At 37.5% G+C, this 14848-nt stretch carries 17 protein-coding genes; 8 read left to right on the plus strand and 9 right to left on the minus strand.

Translation table 11 applies throughout. The features are described from left to right. Positions 1 to 48 precede the first annotated feature (48 nt). The 5 genes from EG346_RS07995 to EG346_RS08015 form a co-directional block, all read right to left on the minus strand. Positions 49 to 564 (minus strand): NUDIX hydrolase, encoded by a 516-nt coding sequence (locus EG346_RS07995; protein ID WP_073335797.1) that lies wholly within the window; start codon positions 562 to 564, stop codon positions 49 to 51. Positions 565 to 609: 45 nt separating this feature from the next. Then, the gene (gene xerD / locus EG346_RS08000; protein WP_073335795.1) at positions 610 to 1524 is read right to left on the minus strand and encodes a site-specific tyrosine recombinase XerD; all 915 of its coding nucleotides are present in this window, start codon (positions 1522 to 1524) and stop codon (positions 610 to 612) included. A 6-nt stretch (positions 1525 to 1530) separates the two neighbouring features. Continuing rightward, positions 1531 to 1953 carry a deoxycytidylate deaminase gene (locus tag EG346_RS08005; RefSeq protein WP_073335793.1) on the minus strand — a complete coding sequence of 141 codons (423 nt, stop codon included), beginning with the start codon at positions 1951 to 1953 and terminating at the stop codon, positions 1531 to 1533. Positions 1954 to 1995: 42 nt separating this feature from the next. Beyond that, entirely contained in the window at positions 1996 to 2763 is a 768-nt protein-coding gene (locus EG346_RS08010; protein ID WP_123877901.1) for an enoyl-CoA hydratase/isomerase family protein, read from the minus strand. 105 nt (positions 2764 to 2868) lie between these two features. Further along, positions 2869 to 4356, minus strand: a complete 1488-nt coding sequence (locus tag EG346_RS08015; RefSeq protein WP_123877903.1) for a catalase — start codon at positions 4354 to 4356, stop codon at positions 2869 to 2871. 131 nt (positions 4357 to 4487) lie between these two features. On the opposite strand from EG346_RS08015, the gene EG346_RS08020 reads away from it, so the two are divergent. From EG346_RS08020 to EG346_RS08055, 8 genes are all read left to right on the plus strand, one after another. Next, on the plus strand, positions 4488 to 5438 hold the full coding sequence (locus EG346_RS08020; protein ID WP_073335787.1) for a LysR substrate-binding domain-containing protein: 951 nt from the start codon (positions 4488 to 4490) through the stop codon (positions 5436 to 5438). A gap of 231 nt (positions 5439 to 5669) precedes the next feature. Further along, positions 5670 to 6950 (plus strand): methionine adenosyltransferase, encoded by a 1281-nt coding sequence (metK, locus tag EG346_RS08025; protein WP_073335785.1) that lies wholly within the window; start codon positions 5670 to 5672, stop codon positions 6948 to 6950. Positions 6951 to 7033: 83 nt separating this feature from the next. After that, positions 7034 to 7525, plus strand: a complete 492-nt coding sequence (locus EG346_RS08030; RefSeq protein ID WP_123877905.1) for a hypothetical protein — start codon at positions 7034 to 7036, stop codon at positions 7523 to 7525. 198 nt (positions 7526 to 7723) lie between these two features. Next, complete coding sequence (locus tag EG346_RS08035; protein ID WP_073335781.1) at positions 7724 to 8314, plus strand: RNA polymerase sigma factor; 591 nt, start codon at positions 7724 to 7726, stop codon at positions 8312 to 8314. Between the two features lie 205 nt (positions 8315 to 8519). Continuing rightward, positions 8520 to 9215: a YjjG family noncanonical pyrimidine nucleotidase gene (locus EG346_RS08040; protein WP_123877907.1), complete on the plus strand. Its 696-nt coding sequence runs from the start codon at positions 8520 to 8522 to the stop codon at positions 9213 to 9215. Positions 9216 to 9504: 289 nt separating this feature from the next. Next, a complete protein-coding gene (locus EG346_RS08045; RefSeq protein ID WP_073335832.1) occupies positions 9505 to 9954 on the plus strand; it encodes a PepSY-like domain-containing protein in 450 nt (149 codons plus the stop codon). 265 nt (positions 9955 to 10219) lie between these two features. After that, on the plus strand, positions 10220 to 10891 hold the full coding sequence (locus EG346_RS08050; protein ID WP_123877909.1) for a response regulator transcription factor: 672 nt from the start codon (positions 10220 to 10222) through the stop codon (positions 10889 to 10891). Next, positions 10891 to 12165, plus strand: coding sequence for a sensor histidine kinase (locus EG346_RS08055; RefSeq protein WP_123877911.1), 1275 nt, complete (start codon positions 10891 to 10893; stop codon positions 12163 to 12165). The genes EG346_RS08050 and EG346_RS08055 overlap by 1 nt, the downstream gene beginning before the upstream one ends. Before the next feature lie 48 nt (positions 12166 to 12213). On the opposite strand, the gene trpS is transcribed toward EG346_RS08055, so the two are convergent. The 4 genes from trpS to EG346_RS08075 all read right to left on the minus strand — a co-directional run bounded on the left by trpS (position 12214) and on the right by EG346_RS08075 (position 14833). Next, complete coding sequence (gene trpS / locus EG346_RS08060) at positions 12214 to 13182, minus strand: tryptophan--tRNA ligase (protein WP_123877913.1); 969 nt, start codon at positions 13180 to 13182, stop codon at positions 12214 to 12216. Positions 13183 to 13350: 168 nt separating this feature from the next. Continuing rightward, positions 13351 to 13995, minus strand: a complete 645-nt coding sequence (locus EG346_RS08065) for a SanA/YdcF family protein (RefSeq protein ID WP_123877915.1) — start codon at positions 13993 to 13995, stop codon at positions 13351 to 13353. Between the two features lie 14 nt (positions 13996 to 14009). Next, positions 14010 to 14648 carry a lipoprotein signal peptidase gene (locus tag EG346_RS08070; protein ID WP_073335769.1) on the minus strand — a complete coding sequence of 213 codons (639 nt, stop codon included), beginning with the start codon at positions 14646 to 14648 and terminating at the stop codon, positions 14010 to 14012. After that, positions 14648 to 14833 carry a DUF2683 family protein gene (locus tag EG346_RS08075; protein WP_073335767.1) on the minus strand — a complete coding sequence of 62 codons (186 nt, stop codon included), beginning with the start codon at positions 14831 to 14833 and terminating at the stop codon, positions 14648 to 14650. Before EG346_RS08075 ends, EG346_RS08070 begins: the two co-directional genes overlap by 1 nt. Positions 14834 to 14848 lie beyond the last annotated feature (15 nt).

Here is a 14848-nt window from a genome sequence, read left to right on the forward strand (position 1 = left end):
CATGATGCACGAATTGTAGAATCTACGGGATATTTTTTTTACTATTATTTAGATATTCTTCAGATATTCCTTAAAAAACTTCTTTTGAGAGTCAAAAGCAATATCATCAAGATCCAATGCATTCAACGGAATCCAGACAGCCTCTGATATTTCCGAAAGTTCAAGGTTGACTTCAAACTTTTCCGGAACATGATATTCGTAAAACAGATCAATCGTATTGTAATCAATTTCTTTGTATTGATACACATTAGGAAGACTGGTTACATACTTTAATTTTGAAATATCTATATCAAGCTGAAGTTCTTCAAAAAGCTCCCTTTTAGAGGCTTCTTCTGCGCTTTCCTTTGGGTCTACAAAACCTCCGGCCAGATCGAGTTTTCCTTTTTTAGGATCACGGTTTCTTCTGGTAAGGTAAATTTCGTCACCATATCGGATAACAACAGCTACTGCACCGGCAACATTATTGTAGAGACGGAAATCACATTTCGGGCAACTCCATTTCTTCTCACCGTCCCAGTCGAGGGTCTCTTTGCCACAGCTTGGGCAATATTTCAATAATTTCATCTGTTTACTACTATTATTTTTTCAAAGGTCAGATGGAACTTCTTTTTATTGAACAATATTAATGTTTCTCGGATGGTAATTCAGGATCACATCCCGAAGTTCTTCCGTTTTCAGATGGGTATAGATCTCCGTTGTAGTGATGCTGGAATGTCCAAGCATTTCCTGAATATAACGAAGGTCTGCTCCATTCTGTAAAAGGTGCGTTGCAAAAGAATGTCTGAAAGTATGGGGCGATATTTTTTTGCTTACTCCAGCCTTATCCGTAAGTTCCTTTATAATCAGAAATACGATTACTCTGGACATGGATGTTCCACGGCTGTTAAGAAACAGCGTATCCTCATATTTTTTATTGATCTTGTTGTTCGACCGTACTTCGTTGATGTACGTTTCCAAAAGTTCGGCAGTATAATCAGCCAAAGGAACGAAACGGGTTTTGTTTCCCTTTCCGTTTACTTTAATGTACTGTTCTTTGAAATTGATGTTCGAAATTTTAAGATCAATAAGTTCAGAGACACGCAATCCGCATCCGTAAAGAACTTCAATGATACAATGGTTTCTCTTTCCGAGGTCAGAATTGGCCTCAATGGCTGCGATAATCTTGTTGATATCAGGCAGGCTTAAGGTGTCAGGAAGATATAATCCCAATTTTGGTCCTTCAAGTAAAGACGCAGGATTATCTTCTCTGAACTCGTCCTCAAGCAGAAACTTGAAGAAAGCTTTTATAGAAGAAATCCATCTTGCCTGAGATCTTTCGCTGAATTTTTGTTTGGAAAGATTGAAGATATACTCCTGTAAGTTTTCGTAGCCGATAGCGTCTGGACCGACGTTTTCCAGTTCTACTTCTGCGTAGTCTTTTAATTTTTTGATGTCCCGAATATAGGCATCGAGTGTGTTTTCTGAAAAATTTCTTTCGAAGCGAAGAAATATTTCAAAATCTTTGATCTTTTCATCCCAAGTCATTTGTGCTTATTTTTTTAGTTCACAGTCCGATATTTGTTCTATTTCAATGTTATGATTTCTCAAGAACGCTATTCCGTCGTCGTCTGAATACTCATTAATATACACAAGTCTTGTAATTCCTGCCTGCAGAATCAGTTTACTGCATTCTTTGCATGGCGACAGCGTTAAATATAACGTGGCACCTTTTGCAGACTGAGTGGAAGCGGCCAGCTTTAATATCGCATTGGCTTCCGCATGAAGTACATACCAGTGTGTTTTACCCTCTTCATTTTCACAGCAGTTTTCAAACCCCGAAGGAGTTCCGTTGTAACCATCTGAAATAATCATCCTATCTTTTACGATAAGAGCTCCTACCTGTTTTCTCTTACAGTAGGAAAGTTTTGCCCACTCTTGGGCCATTTTTAGATAAGCTTTATCAAACTTATTCATACCGCAGCATTAGTTTTTTCGAAATAATTTGGATTAAAAATCTTAGAAGTTAGGCTTTCTTTTCTCTATAAAAGCAGTAACTCCTTCTTTCTTGTCTTGCATTTCAAAAAGCTCTCCGAAATACTTGATTTCAGATTCAAAACCTTTATCCGTATCAGACAAGTTGACGGCTTGGATAGCCTTCGATATAGCCATTGGTGAGTTATGGGCTATAATACTCGCTAATTCTTTTGTTTTGGTTAATAGTTCTTCAATAGGGTATACTTCATTCACTAATCCGATCTCTTTTGCTTTTTGGGCAGGAATCATCTTAGCGGAGAAGATCATTTCGTTGGCGATGCCTTTTCCTACCAGTTTAGGAAGTCTTTGTGTTCCTCCATAACCTGGAATTAATCCAAGCGTTACTTCCGGAAGTCCGAGTCTGGCATTCTCTGATGCATATCTGATATGGCACGCCATGGCAAGCTCTAAACCTCCTCCTAAAGCGAAACCATTAACGGCTGCAATAACAGGTTTAGATGTATTTTCAATTTTGTTGAACAGGGTATTGTGCCCGTTTCTGGCCAGTTCTTCGGCTTTTTCCTGTCCAAAATCACTGAATTCTTTTATATCGGCTCCGGCTACGAATGACTTTTCGCCGCTTCCTGTAATGATAATAACTCTACAGGTTGGGTCAGCATTAAGTTCATCCATTGCTGAGCTTATCTCTTGAATAGTTTTTGCGTTTAAAGCATTTAAGCTTTGAGGTCTGTTTATTGTGACAACAGCTAATTTGTCTTCTCTTTCTAATAATATATTTTCGTAACTCATTTTTCCACTTTAAAATATTATTTTCTGCAAATTATAAATTTTTTACAAAAAAAAGGAAAAAATATTGGTTTTTTTTCCTTTTTTTTTGATTTATCTTTCAAAATACTATTTCGAATGATTCATCATATTCACATCTATATTGATGTTCAGCTGTGATGCCACTTTCATGCCAAGCTCAATATTAGCCCTGAAAAAATGACATAACTGACGGTTGATAATCTCCTCTCTTTTGGGTCCCGTAATTCCTTTCATGCTTCCGATAATATTGCTGATCAGATGCTCTCTGTCTTCAGAGGTCATGGATTTTGTATACAGTAATCCTGGCTGGGTGTAATGATCGTCGTCATTTTCATTTCTATTATAACTGGCAACATGGGCGCTGTCCAGCTCATATTCATAATTCTTATAGGAAGGATCAGGTTTTACATCATCAAAGCTGTTGGGGAAATAATTAGGTTTGTCCTGATATTCACTGGAGTCCGCCATAAAGCCATCTCTCTGATAATTATTGACGGCAAAAGGACATCGGTTCACTTCCAGTTGGTGAGCATTCACTCCAACTCTGTATCGGTGTGCATCAGGATAAGAGAACAATCTTCCCTGAAGCATTTTATCCGGAGAAAAGCTTATTCCGTTAACAAGACTGCTTGGTGAGAATGTAGATTGCTCTACATGGGCAAAATAATTAACCGGAACTTCATTCAGTTCCATTTCGCCAACCTCAATCATCGGGAAGTCATCATGGAACCATACTTTGGTGACGTCAAAAGGATTCCATCTGAAATCTTTTGCCTGTTCTTCCGTCATGACCTGGATAAACATCGTCCATTTTGGAAAATCTCCGTTTTCTATAGCGTTGCAAAGATCTTCCTGTGCAAAATCCGGGTTTTCTCCTGCCATCTTTACAGCTTCCGCATCAGTGAAATTTTTAATTCCCTGTTTTGTTTTAAAATGGAATTTCACCCAAACTCTTTCGTTTTTATCATTGATCATTGCGAAAGTATGTGATCCGAATCCATGCATATGTCTGTAGCCATGCGGAGTTCCCCTGTCCGACATCAAGATAAGAACCTGGTGCAGGGATTCAGGATTGTGGCTCCAGAAATCCCACATCATCGTCGCGCTTTTTAAATTGGTTTTCGGAACCCTTTTCTGAGTGTGGATAAAGTCCGGGAATTTTTTGGCATCCTTTATGAAAAATACAGGCGTATTATTTCCTACCAGATCCCAGTTTCCGTCTTCCGTATAGAATTTTAAAGCAAAACCTCTGGGATCTCTTGCAGTGTCTGCACTTCCTTTTTCTCCACCCACGGTAGAGAACCGGGCAAACATTCTGCATGAGTTTCCAACTTTTGAAAATAATTTCGCTTTGGTATACTGACTGATGTCGTGAGTGACCGTAAAGGTCCCATAAGCACCACTTCCTTTAGCGTGTACAATTCTTTCAGGAATTCTTTCCCTTACAAAGTGGGCTAGATTTTCCTGAAGAATAAAATCCTGTAAAAGCACAGGACCTCTCGGACCTACGGTTTGTGAGTCCTGGTGTTCAAAATAAGGAGCGCCATTGCTGAGCGTTAATTTTTTAGAATCCATATCGTTATGATTTGTATGATTGATTTCCCTCGTAAACGTCTTACGCAGACGTATTAAATATCAAATTTACTTGAATTTTTGATTACTAATAGCAAAAACCTTTTATCTTTGTAATAGATAATATTAATCAGATGAACATTCAGCAACTGGAGTATCTTATCGCTGTAGATAAGTACAAACATTTTGGTAAAGCGGCTCAGGCATGCTTTATCACGCAGCCCACCTTAAGCGCGATGATACAAAAATTTGAGGATGAACTGGATGTGAAGGTTTTCGACAGAACTACACACCCTATCCGTACCACAGATGTGGGGCTTCAGATCATTGATCAGGCAAAGGTAATTATAGAATCTGTCAATGAGCTGAAAAATAAAGCCAATCTTTTAAATAATATTTTGGGCGGAACGATCAATCTGGGAATTATTCCTACCGTTTCCTCGTTCATTTTGCCTACAGAAATCTTTAAGTTTTTGGAAGAGAATCCAAAAATCCAGATGAATGTGAAGGAAATGACCACAGATAATATTATCAAAGCTTTAAAAGCCGGTGAGTTGGATGCAGGGATTATTTCTACTCCTTACGATACGGCAGATGAATTTTATCAGGACTTCCTGTTTAATGAAGAGCTGATGATCTACAGTTCCAATACAGAAGCGAATAAAAAGAATTCTTACATCATTCCTGAAGAACTGAATGTTGAAAAAGTATGGCTTCTGGAGGAAGGAAATTGCCTCAGAAACCAGTTTGAAAATATCTGCCATCTGAAAGAGAATACGTTGAAACCTAAAAATCTGGATTTCCTGGCGTCCAATATTCAGACATTGGTGCATATGGTAGATAAAGTTGGGGGAATCAGTATTTTGCCCGAACTGGCACTGAGCCAGCTTTCCGATGAACAGAAGGAGAATGTTTTCAGATTTAAAAAACCTTTCCCTTACCGAGAGATCAAAATCATCTATTATAAGCCGACCTTTAAGCAGAAAATTATTGACGAATTATCACATTCTATCAAAAGTTCCTTAGAGCTTAAGCTGAATTATCATATCAACCCGAAGGAATTTGTGAGCATCAAGCCGCAATGAACTAAGAAGTCCGCTAAGTGATATAAATCATTAATTTTAAGAAAATTATAATTAGTCAGCAAAATTCTTTAGTATTAAAAAAATAGTCCTTAAATTTGCAGACGTTTATCAACGAGGAAAAATTTGACCTGATTGCAACCTCTCTAAAAATATGCTAAAACAGTATTCTTTTTTCTGGGCAATTATTCTTATTTTTCTTCACTTATTTTAATCTAAAAAACAAAGAATAATATGTCTTATCTATTTACATCTGAATCAGTTTCAGAAGGACATCCGGATAAAATTGCCGATCAAATCTCCGATGCATTAATCGATCATTTTTTAGCATACGATAAAAACTCTAAAGTAGCGTGTGAAACTCTTGTTACTACCGGACAGGTTGTGCTTGCCGGAGAAGTAAAGTCTGATGCGTATCTTGATGTGCAGACTATTGCAAGAGATGTTATCAACGGAATAGGCTATACCAAAGGAGAATATATGTTCAATGGTGATTCATGCGGAGTTATCTCTGCCATCCATGAGCAGTCTCCGGATATTAATCAGGGGGTAGACAGAGCGGTAAACGACGAATCTTTCGAAGCTAAAGCAAACGCACAGGGTGCTGGTGACCAGGGGATGATGTTCGGGTATGCAACGAACGAGACGGCTAATTATATGCCTCTTGCTTTAGATCTTGCCCATACTATTCTTAAAGAACTTTCTGTATTGAGAAGAGACGGAAGCGAAATCGCTTACCTTCGTCCGGATGCAAAAAGCCAGGTAACTATTGAATATTCTGACGATCACAAGCCGGTAAGAATTGATTCTATCGTAGTTTCTACACAGCATGATGATTTCGGAACTGAAGAAGAAATGCTGAACAAGATCCGTGAAGATATCAAAAGTATTCTGGTACCTAGAGTTATAGCTCAGCAAACTGAAGAAATCAAGGCATTGTTCAACGACCAGATCAAATATCACATCAACCCGACAGGTAAATTTGTGATCGGAGGTCCTCACGGGGATACTGGTCTTACAGGAAGAAAGATCATCGTAGATACTTATGGAGGAAAAGGAGCTCACGGTGGTGGTGCTTTCTCTGGAAAAGACCCTTCAAAAGTAGACAGAAGTGCAGCTTATGCAACAAGACACATTGCAAAGAACTTAGTGGCTGCTGGTGTGGCGGATGAAGTTCTGGTGCAGGTTTCTTATGCTATCGGTGTTGCTGAGCCTTGTGGTTTATACATCAATACCTATGGAACTGCGAAAGTAGATCTTAATGATGGTGAAATTGCTAAGAAAGTATCTACCATCTTCGATTTAAGACCTTATGCGATTGAGCAGAACCTAAAACTAAGAAATCCAATCTATCTGGAAACGGCTTCTTACGGACACATGGGAAAAGAACATTATACCGCTGACAAAACATTCAATAAAGGTCAGAAAAATGAGATCACCCTTACAGGTCTTGAGTTCTTTACCTGGGAAAAACTGGACAAAGTAGATGAAATTAAAGCTTCTTTCGGAATTTAATTTCGCTTAAGAAATAATAAATAGACTGCTTTATCTTTCGATAAGGCAGTTTTTTTTAATTTTACACCTTAAATAATTTAAAGATGATGAATTTTAGATCAGCACTTACTGTCCTTTTTATATTTTTCCTGAGCATAGTGGCGAAGGCACAGTACACCATGCACAAAATGGTCAGCGTGGGGTATACCTATCAGAACCAGAGCTTTGGAGAAGTGGGAGGGAAGCTGCTTTTCCTGAAGAATGATGATGTCATTTACAGGCTGGGAGGATCTGCTTTAATGGGTTCTGCCGGTTCTAAATTTGCCATCATGCCTAAACTGCAGGCAGATGTGCTCCTTAATTTTGAGAAAAATGTAGATTTTTATCATTCCTACTATCTTTTAATAGGCGCAGAAGGCACCAATAAATATATTGCTCCGAAAATTGGAGTTACGCTTTTCGGACTTTTAGACCTTGCCGGAGGGTATGCTTTTCCGATTGGAGATGCCCGTTTGAATGGAAAAGAGATGAAAGGGCTGAATGTTAATTTAACATTAAATATCCCAACAGTCTTTATTCATGATATGTTTAAATAAGTTTTTTTAAATTTTTCTCGTAAAAATTTAATAATTTGTTAACAGTTATTAAAAAATTATTATATTTACACCATATAATAATTGTACTGCCTATTGATTTTACTTTACTCTAAAGAACTGTTTTGTATTTACAGCTAGGGCCAGATAAAATATCTGGAGAATTGCTGGTCTGCAAATTTTTTATTATTGAGAAGAGTTATGAAATTAAAAACGGACAGCCTACTAATTTCCCTTTACCAGAAAGGAGACGAAGAAGCCCTATCAGCCCTTATTCATCGTCATCAGAGAGAACTGTTTACATTCATTTTTTACAAAATTAATGATGAAGACCTTGCCAATGATGTTTTTCAGGATACATTCATGAAAATCATCCTGATGCTGAAAGAAGGACGATACAACGAAGAAGGTAAATTTATTCTTTGGGCAAAAAGAATTGCACACAACCTTATCATCGATCATTTCAGACTAAAAGCGAAAAATGTTAAAGTTTCGGAAACTACTTTTGAAACAGACGAGTATTCTATTTTTGATCTGATCAGAGAACCATCAGAAAATATTGAAGATCAGCTTGTAACAATGCAGATTCAGGAAGATCTGTTAAAGATGCTTCAGTTTCTGCCACAGAACCAGCAGGAAGTCATTAAATTAAGATTTTTTGACGGTCTGAGCTTCAAAGAAATTGCGGATCATACCAATATGAGTATCAATACTACATTGGGAAGAGTAAGGTATGCACTCATCAACCTGAGAAAAATCATGGATGAAAATAATATTGTATTGACACGATAGGATAATATTTTTAAAAAATTCACGTTTAAAGGAAAACATACTTTTCGCCTATGAAAAAAAATGATTCCTTAAAAGTGAAAACTTTGAAACCTAAGAAACAAACAATTGATTTTTTATTGAATTACTCAAAAAGTCTTGAAGTGGTAACAACCAAAAGCAAGAATTTCCCGATTTCCAAAAATTAAAATTATTAATTTTGTGCTGTATGAAAATTCAGCACATTTTTTTTGACCTGGACAATACGCTCTGGGATCACCGTAAGAACGCTTACCTTACCATCAAAGACCTTTTTGAAAAGCAGGAAATCACTTTACACTATAATATCGACTTTGAAGAGTTTCATTCCGTCTATCATGACATCAATGAAAGCCTCTGGGAAAAAATCAGAGACGGTATCATCGGTAAAGAATATCTGAGGAAGCACCGTTTCTATGATAGCTTCAAGCATTTCGGAGTGGATGATGAAGTGCTTTCCCAGTATTTTGAAGAACATTTTCTGGATAAGATCCTTAATTACAATGAACTGGTAGAGGGAGCAGAATATATTTTGGAGTATCTTAAATCCAAACACTACACCCTGCACGTTATTTCCAACGGATTTCAGGAAGTGACGGAAAGGAAATGCATCCTGTCCGGAATCGATAAATATTTTAAGACCATTACCAGTGCAGATTCTGTTGGGGTGAGAAAACCCAATCCAAAGATCTTTGACTATTCTTTAGGGCTTGCAGAGGCCAAAAAAGAAGAGAGTATAATGATTGGTGACGACTGGATTGCAGATGTGGTAGGTTCCCAAAACTACGGACTCGATGTGATTTTTTTCGATGTTTATAAAGAAAATAGACAGGAAGAAGGCTTGAAAGCAATAACCCATCTTTTACAGATTAAAAATTATTTATAAAATTTGTGTTTTCAGGAGCAATAAAAAGCTGAAAATTTTTCTTGAACCATTAAGATTATTGAAGAAGTTTAGGATAATTAAGGGGAGATCAAACGTTTTTTTTAAGTATTAAAGTTTAGAGGAAAACCTTCTTAATACTCTTACAACCTTCAATAATCTTAATGGTTTAAATATTTTTTCACTCTTCACTTTTAATTACTTTATTTTCTCACTCATTCCGCTTTTCCTAATTCTTTCCTAAATTGATTCTGACCTTTGCTTTATAACAATGACAGAAAAATTTAAGAGTATGAAAAATTTTAGAAAAATCACCGGAGCGCTTGTTTTTATTTTCTTATTGGCAGGCGGATTTATTTTTGCACAGGATAAAGCAATCAACGCAAATCAGTTACCAAAAACTGCAAAAAATTTCCTTGCCACCCATTTTAAAGGGATTGCTGTGGGGTCTGCTCTTGAAGACAGAGAGATTTATGGCGTGGACGAATATAAAGTCTATCTGGCTAATGGCGTGAAGGTAGAATTCGACAGCAGTGGAAACTGGAAAGAAGTGGATGGGAAACACCAGAAGCTGCCTTATGGATTTATTCCCGTATCGATCAGAAACTATGCGGCTAAGAATTTCCCAAATACGTATATCATTAAGATAGAAAAAGAAAGATGGTCTTATAAAGCCGAACTTTCAAACGGACTGGATCTTGAATTTGATAAGAAAGGAAATTTCAAAAGAATTGATGACTAATTCACTTTAAAAGTATACATAAATACCTTAAATCTTAATAGGATGGTTAACTGGAATATCATTACCAGCAGTGAAGGAAGTCACTCCTCCCAAAAGATAAGAAAATGGATGGTTTCTTTTTAACAAGACATTATCCAAGTAGGGTACTTTGAAAACAGAAAAGCAAGGGAAATGGGAGGTGAAGGGCGTCAATCGTCCGGAAATAACTTCTGGTCTCCCAACCTTCCTTCCTAATTTCATATATTTGATAAGCCAATATTGCGGAATGAAGATATTAATTGTAGAAGATGAACCGGAACTGAAAGACACTGTTCAGACTTTTCTGGAAGCAGAGCATTTTATTGTGGAATTTGCCCTTACCTACACAGCCGGGCTGGAAAAAATAATTTCATATGAATACGACTGCATTCTTCTGGATATTATGCTGCCGGACGGAAACGGCATTGATTTACTACGAGAGATCAAGAAAATGCATAAAAAAGATCCTGTGATCATTTTATCGGCTAAAGATTCTGTGGATGATAAAGTGGCCGGATTAGAGATCGGCGCAGATGATTATCTGGCAAAACCATTTCACCTTGCCGAACTGATGGCCAGAATCCGATCGGTCATCAGAAGAAAGAAGCAGGATGGCGAAAATACCATTGCCTACAAAAACATAAGTATTGATCCGGAAAACAGGACCGTTAAAGTCGGGCAGGAAGATCTGATCCTTAACCGTAAGGAATATGATCTTTTGTATTATTTTGTGATCCATCCGGAAAAAACATTACAGAAAACTACTTTGGCTGAAGCGATCTGGGGAGACTATATCGATCAGGCAGACAGTCTTGATTTTATTTACTCACAGATTAAGAATCTTCGTAAAAAATTAAAAAGCCTCAATGCAGAAGCCGATTTCCAGGCTGTTTACGGAATAGGTTATAAATTCATCTAATGAAAGTTTCGTTAAAATACTACACCATCAAATACATGATCGTGATCCTGCTGCTCATTATTGCAGTCTGGGCAGCGCTCTTTTACGCCTATATTCTGGACGAAGTATATGACAATGTAGATGACGGGCTTAAAGACAGGAAGATACAGATTATTAAAGCAGTTTACCATGATCCGGAATTATTGAACAGTACAGATTTTGGATTTAATGAATTTAAAATCAAGCCCATTTCAGAATCCGGCTATAAAGAGAAGAACAGACTCTATAATAAGATGTTTTATATGGAGTATGACGATAAAGACCAGCCTTACCGTGTACTTGAAACCGATTTTATAGATCAGTTCGGAAAGAGGCAAAGACTTGAAATACGGACGTCTACCGTAGAACAGGATGAGTTGGTGTACGACCTCACAACGGCTTTAATTGTATTGTATATTTTGCTTGTGATAAGTATTTTGGCGGTGAATGGGTATATGCTGAATAAGGCCATGCGTCCTTTTTATACGATCCTGGATAAGCTTAAGAAATACCAGTTCGGAGTTTCTTCTCAGGAAGAACATCAAAGTTATTCGATCAAAGAATTTGAAGAACTGAATGTTGAAATAGTGGAAATGATTGAACGGAATGAGCTTGTTTTTCATCAGCAGAAACAGTTTATTGAAAATGCTTCGCATGAACTTCAAACCCCGCTGGCGATTATGATCAACAAGATCGATCTGGTGATCCAGAATGAAGATCTTGACAAAAAAAATCTGAATTTTATTTCAGAATTAAAAGGAGACCTGAGGAGAATGGCGGGATTGAATAAATCTCTGCTCATGCTTTCAAAAATAGAGAACAGCCAGTTTAATAAAACCTCAAAGGTTGATTTCAATGAAATGATTACGGAGCTGGTCAAAAGCTATGACGATTTTATTGAGTTTAAGAGGATTCATGTTACTATTGCTGAGAAAGGATTCTTTGGGGCAGATTTTAATCCAGATCTCGCGGGTATCCTGCTCTCTAACCTGCTTAAAAATGCAGTGAAATACAATAATCAGGAGGGAAATGTTGACATTATTATAGAAGACAATAGATTAATCTTCAAGAATAGTGGAAGTGGTATTCCTCTTGACAAAGCACAGATTTTCAACCGTTTTTACAAACAGGGAGCAGATCACAGCTCTACCGGTCTCGGACTTTCTATCATCAGGACGATCATAAAACAGTATCCGGGATGGGATATTGTGTATGAGTTCGAAGAGGGGATGCATTGCTTTATTCTTTCAAAATAAAAAAAGCCTTTCAAACTGAAAGACTTTCATATGGTTGGAAAGGAAAAATTAAATTCCCAGGCTTGCTCTTACTTTTTTGATGGTTTCGGTAGCAACCACTCTTGTTTTTGCTGCACCTTCCTGAAGTTTAGCCTCTAGTTCGTCCAGATTGTTCATATAATACGCGAACATTTCTCTTTCTTTTGCAAAACGCGTCAAAATCAGATTTAACAACTCTAATTTGGCATGTCCGTAACCGAAGTTTCCGGCCAGATATTTCGCTCTTAATTCCTCCGCCTGCTCAGGAGTGGCGATCAGTTCGTAAATGGCAAAAACCTTATCTGTTTCAGGATCTTTTGGTTCTTCCAGACCTTTAGAGTCGGTTTCTATACTCATCACCTGTTTCTTCAGCTCCTTTTCAGGAAGGAAAATGTTGATGATATTTCCCATGGATTTAGACATTTTACGGCCATCTGTTCCTGGAACATATTTCGTGTCTTCCTGAAGTTCAGACTGTGGCAGTACAAACACTTCTCCCATCTGATTGTTGAATCTTGAGGCTACATCACGGGCGATTTCCAGATGCTGAAGCTGATCTTTTCCTACCGGAACGATTTCTGCATTATACAGTAAAATATCAGCCGCCATCAGAATAGGATAGGTAAACAGGCCTGCATTCACGTCCTGAAGCCGGTCTGCCTTATCTTTAAATGAGTGGGCAAGCGTTAGTCTCTGATAGGGAAAAAAACATGATAAATGCCAAGAAAGTTCACAGGTCTCAGGGATATCACTCTGTCTGTAAAAATATGTTTTTTCTGTATCCAGCCCACAAGCAAGCCAAGCCGCAGCGATCTCGTAGGTATTTTGTTTTAAAACCTGCGCATCTTTAATCTGGGTAAGAGAATGAAGATTCGCGATGAATAAAAATGATTCATTTCCTTCCTGCTTGGAAAGTTCAATAGCAGGAATGATCGCCCCAAGGAGATTTCCAAGATGGGGGGTTCCGGTGGCTTGAATGCCGGTAAGAATTCTTGACATTTGTTTAAATTATTTATAAAAATTAATGAATTGCAAATTTAATTAATTCTCCCGCAGAATACACAGATGTTTGCTTAAAATTAAAATCCGGGAAAGTTTTCGTAAAAAAAAGACTAGGAAATCTTTTTAGATCATCATCTTACATCTGCTTTATTGGCAAGAAGAAAATTAAGGGATCAAAATCTTTTCTCCTCCAAACTTCGGTTGTACTCCGAAAAGTAAGTCCCAGTAAACTTTAGTCTTGGCAAGATATTCTCTCAGATTTGTTTTTAATCCGGCGTATTTATTCACATCATTGGCATTGTACCCGAAAGCTTCCATTCCATTCTTTCTCGCCAGAAAAACAGCTCTTTCATTGTGAAATTTTTGTGAAATAATCACCAGCTTAGTCTGTCCGAAGATATCCTTAGCCCTGACTACAGAATCCAGGGTTCGGAATCCGGCATGATCCATCACGATTCTTTCTTTCGGAATACCGTATTTCATTAAAGTCAGCTGCATGTCTTCAGGTTCATTATAGTCTTTGCTGCTGTTGTCTCCGCTTACAAGGATGTACTTTATTTTTCCGCTTTTGTAAAGATCTATAGCGGCCTGTATTCTGTTGTAGAAATAAGCGTTGGGCATTCCGTTGCTTAATGTTTTTCCCGTTCCAAGCAGCAAAGCCACCTTGGTTTCCGGTACATCAGCAATCCTGTAAGAAACAAAATCACGGCTTTCTTTTCTGATGCTGTAATTGGCCCAGGCTATAAAAATAATTCCCACCGCAAGAAGCAGCAGGAAAAATTTAAAAATATTTTTGATTACTTTTTTCATCCGGAATACTGTTTCTAAAACTCAAGTCCGTTCGGAAAAGCTTTTTTTCTGAATATTAATAGAAATGCAGCGCCTACGGTAATCGCAGAATCAGCCACATTGAAAATATACTTAAAGAATTCCAGGTGTTTACCACCGATTAAAGGGATGTTTTCAGGAACATACCAGTCTACAATAGGAAAGTGAAGCATATCTACGACACAACCTTTCATAAAGGAAGAGTAGCCCTGTCCTACAGGAACAAACTTTGATATTCCGCCATATCCGATCCATCGGTCGATACTTTGGTCATACACCGTTCCGCTGTCGAAGATCAGCCCATAAAACATACCGTCAATAATATTTCCGATCGCACCGGCAAAAATAATAGCCATGGGAATCAAAAGGTAATTGGAAGCTCCTTGCTGTAGCCATTTCCTGAACATATAAACCATTCCTCCAATCAGGAAAAGTCTCAGGATTACCAGAAAATATTTCCCGATGATTCCTCCGAAATGAAGCCCGTAAGCCATTCCCGGATTTTCTACGAAAGTCAGTTTAAAACCTGGAAGAACAGTCACACTGTCATCCAGATTGAAATGGGTTTTGATATAAATTTTCGAAGCCTGATCAATTAACAATACTAAAAATGTTATAGCTAAGATCTTTTTCATTACAATCCTTTTGGTTTAGAAGGTTTCTCAGGATTTTTCTTGTCGAAAATTTTCTTGGTCACTTTTTCTGTATGGAAAGTATTTTTGGTGTGAGCTCTCTCGTATTTGATGTTCATATCTTTCAAAACACTTTTCAGTGCACTCAGTTCCATAGGGTTTTTAGGATGTACTATGATCGATTCCATTTTCTTATCTATTTA

Source organism: Chryseobacterium carnipullorum (assembly GCF_003815695.1).
In the GTDB taxonomy this organism is placed as follows: domain Bacteria; phylum Bacteroidota; class Bacteroidia; order Flavobacteriales; family Weeksellaceae; genus Chryseobacterium; species Chryseobacterium carnipullorum.

Bases quoted from the DNA above. Each gene is read 5' to 3' on its own strand.
- EG346_RS08065 (WP_123877915.1), bottom strand. From the start codon at position 13,995: ATGAAAAAAGTAATCAAAAATATTTTTAAATTTTTCCTGCTGCTTCTT.
- EG346_RS08040 (WP_123877907.1), top strand. From the start codon at position 8,520: ATGAAAATTCAGCACATTTTTTTTGACCTGGACAATACGCTCTGGGAT.
- EG346_RS08020 (WP_073335787.1), top strand. From the start codon at position 4,488: ATGAACATTCAGCAACTGGAGTATCTTATCGCTGTAGATAAGTACAAA.
- EG346_RS08075 (WP_073335767.1), bottom strand. From the start codon at position 14,833: ATGGAATCGATCATAGTACATCCTAAAAACCCTATGGAACTGAGTGCA.
- EG346_RS08045 (WP_073335832.1), top strand. From the start codon at position 9,505: ATGAAAAATTTTAGAAAAATCACCGGAGCGCTTGTTTTTATTTTCTTA.
- EG346_RS08015 (WP_123877903.1), bottom strand. From the start codon at position 4,356: ATGGATTCTAAAAAATTAACGCTCAGCAATGGCGCTCCTTATTTTGAA.
- EG346_RS08050 (WP_123877909.1), top strand. From the start codon at position 10,220: ATGAAGATATTAATTGTAGAAGATGAACCGGAACTGAAAGACACTGTT.
- EG346_RS08055 (WP_123877911.1), top strand. From the start codon at position 10,891: ATGAAAGTTTCGTTAAAATACTACACCATCAAATACATGATCGTGATC.
- EG346_RS08010 (WP_123877901.1), bottom strand. From the start codon at position 2,763: ATGAGTTACGAAAATATATTATTAGAAAGAGAAGACAAATTAGCTGTT.
- EG346_RS07995 (WP_073335797.1), bottom strand. From the start codon at position 564: ATGAAATTATTGAAATATTGCCCAAGCTGTGGCAAAGAGACCCTCGAC.
- EG346_RS08070 (WP_073335769.1), bottom strand. From the start codon at position 14,648: ATGAAAAAGATCTTAGCTATAACATTTTTAGTATTGTTAATTGATCAG.
- EG346_RS08030 (WP_123877905.1), top strand. From the start codon at position 7,034: ATGATGAATTTTAGATCAGCACTTACTGTCCTTTTTATATTTTTCCTG.
- trpS (WP_123877913.1), bottom strand. From the start codon at position 13,182: ATGTCAAGAATTCTTACCGGCATTCAAGCCACCGGAACCCCCCATCTT.
- metK (WP_073335785.1), top strand. From the start codon at position 5,670: ATGTCTTATCTATTTACATCTGAATCAGTTTCAGAAGGACATCCGGAT.
- EG346_RS08005 (WP_073335793.1), bottom strand. From the start codon at position 1,953: ATGAATAAGTTTGATAAAGCTTATCTAAAAATGGCCCAAGAGTGGGCA.
- EG346_RS08035 (WP_073335781.1), top strand. From the start codon at position 7,724: ATGAAATTAAAAACGGACAGCCTACTAATTTCCCTTTACCAGAAAGGA.
- xerD (WP_073335795.1), bottom strand. From the start codon at position 1,524: ATGACTTGGGATGAAAAGATCAAAGATTTTGAAATATTTCTTCGCTTC.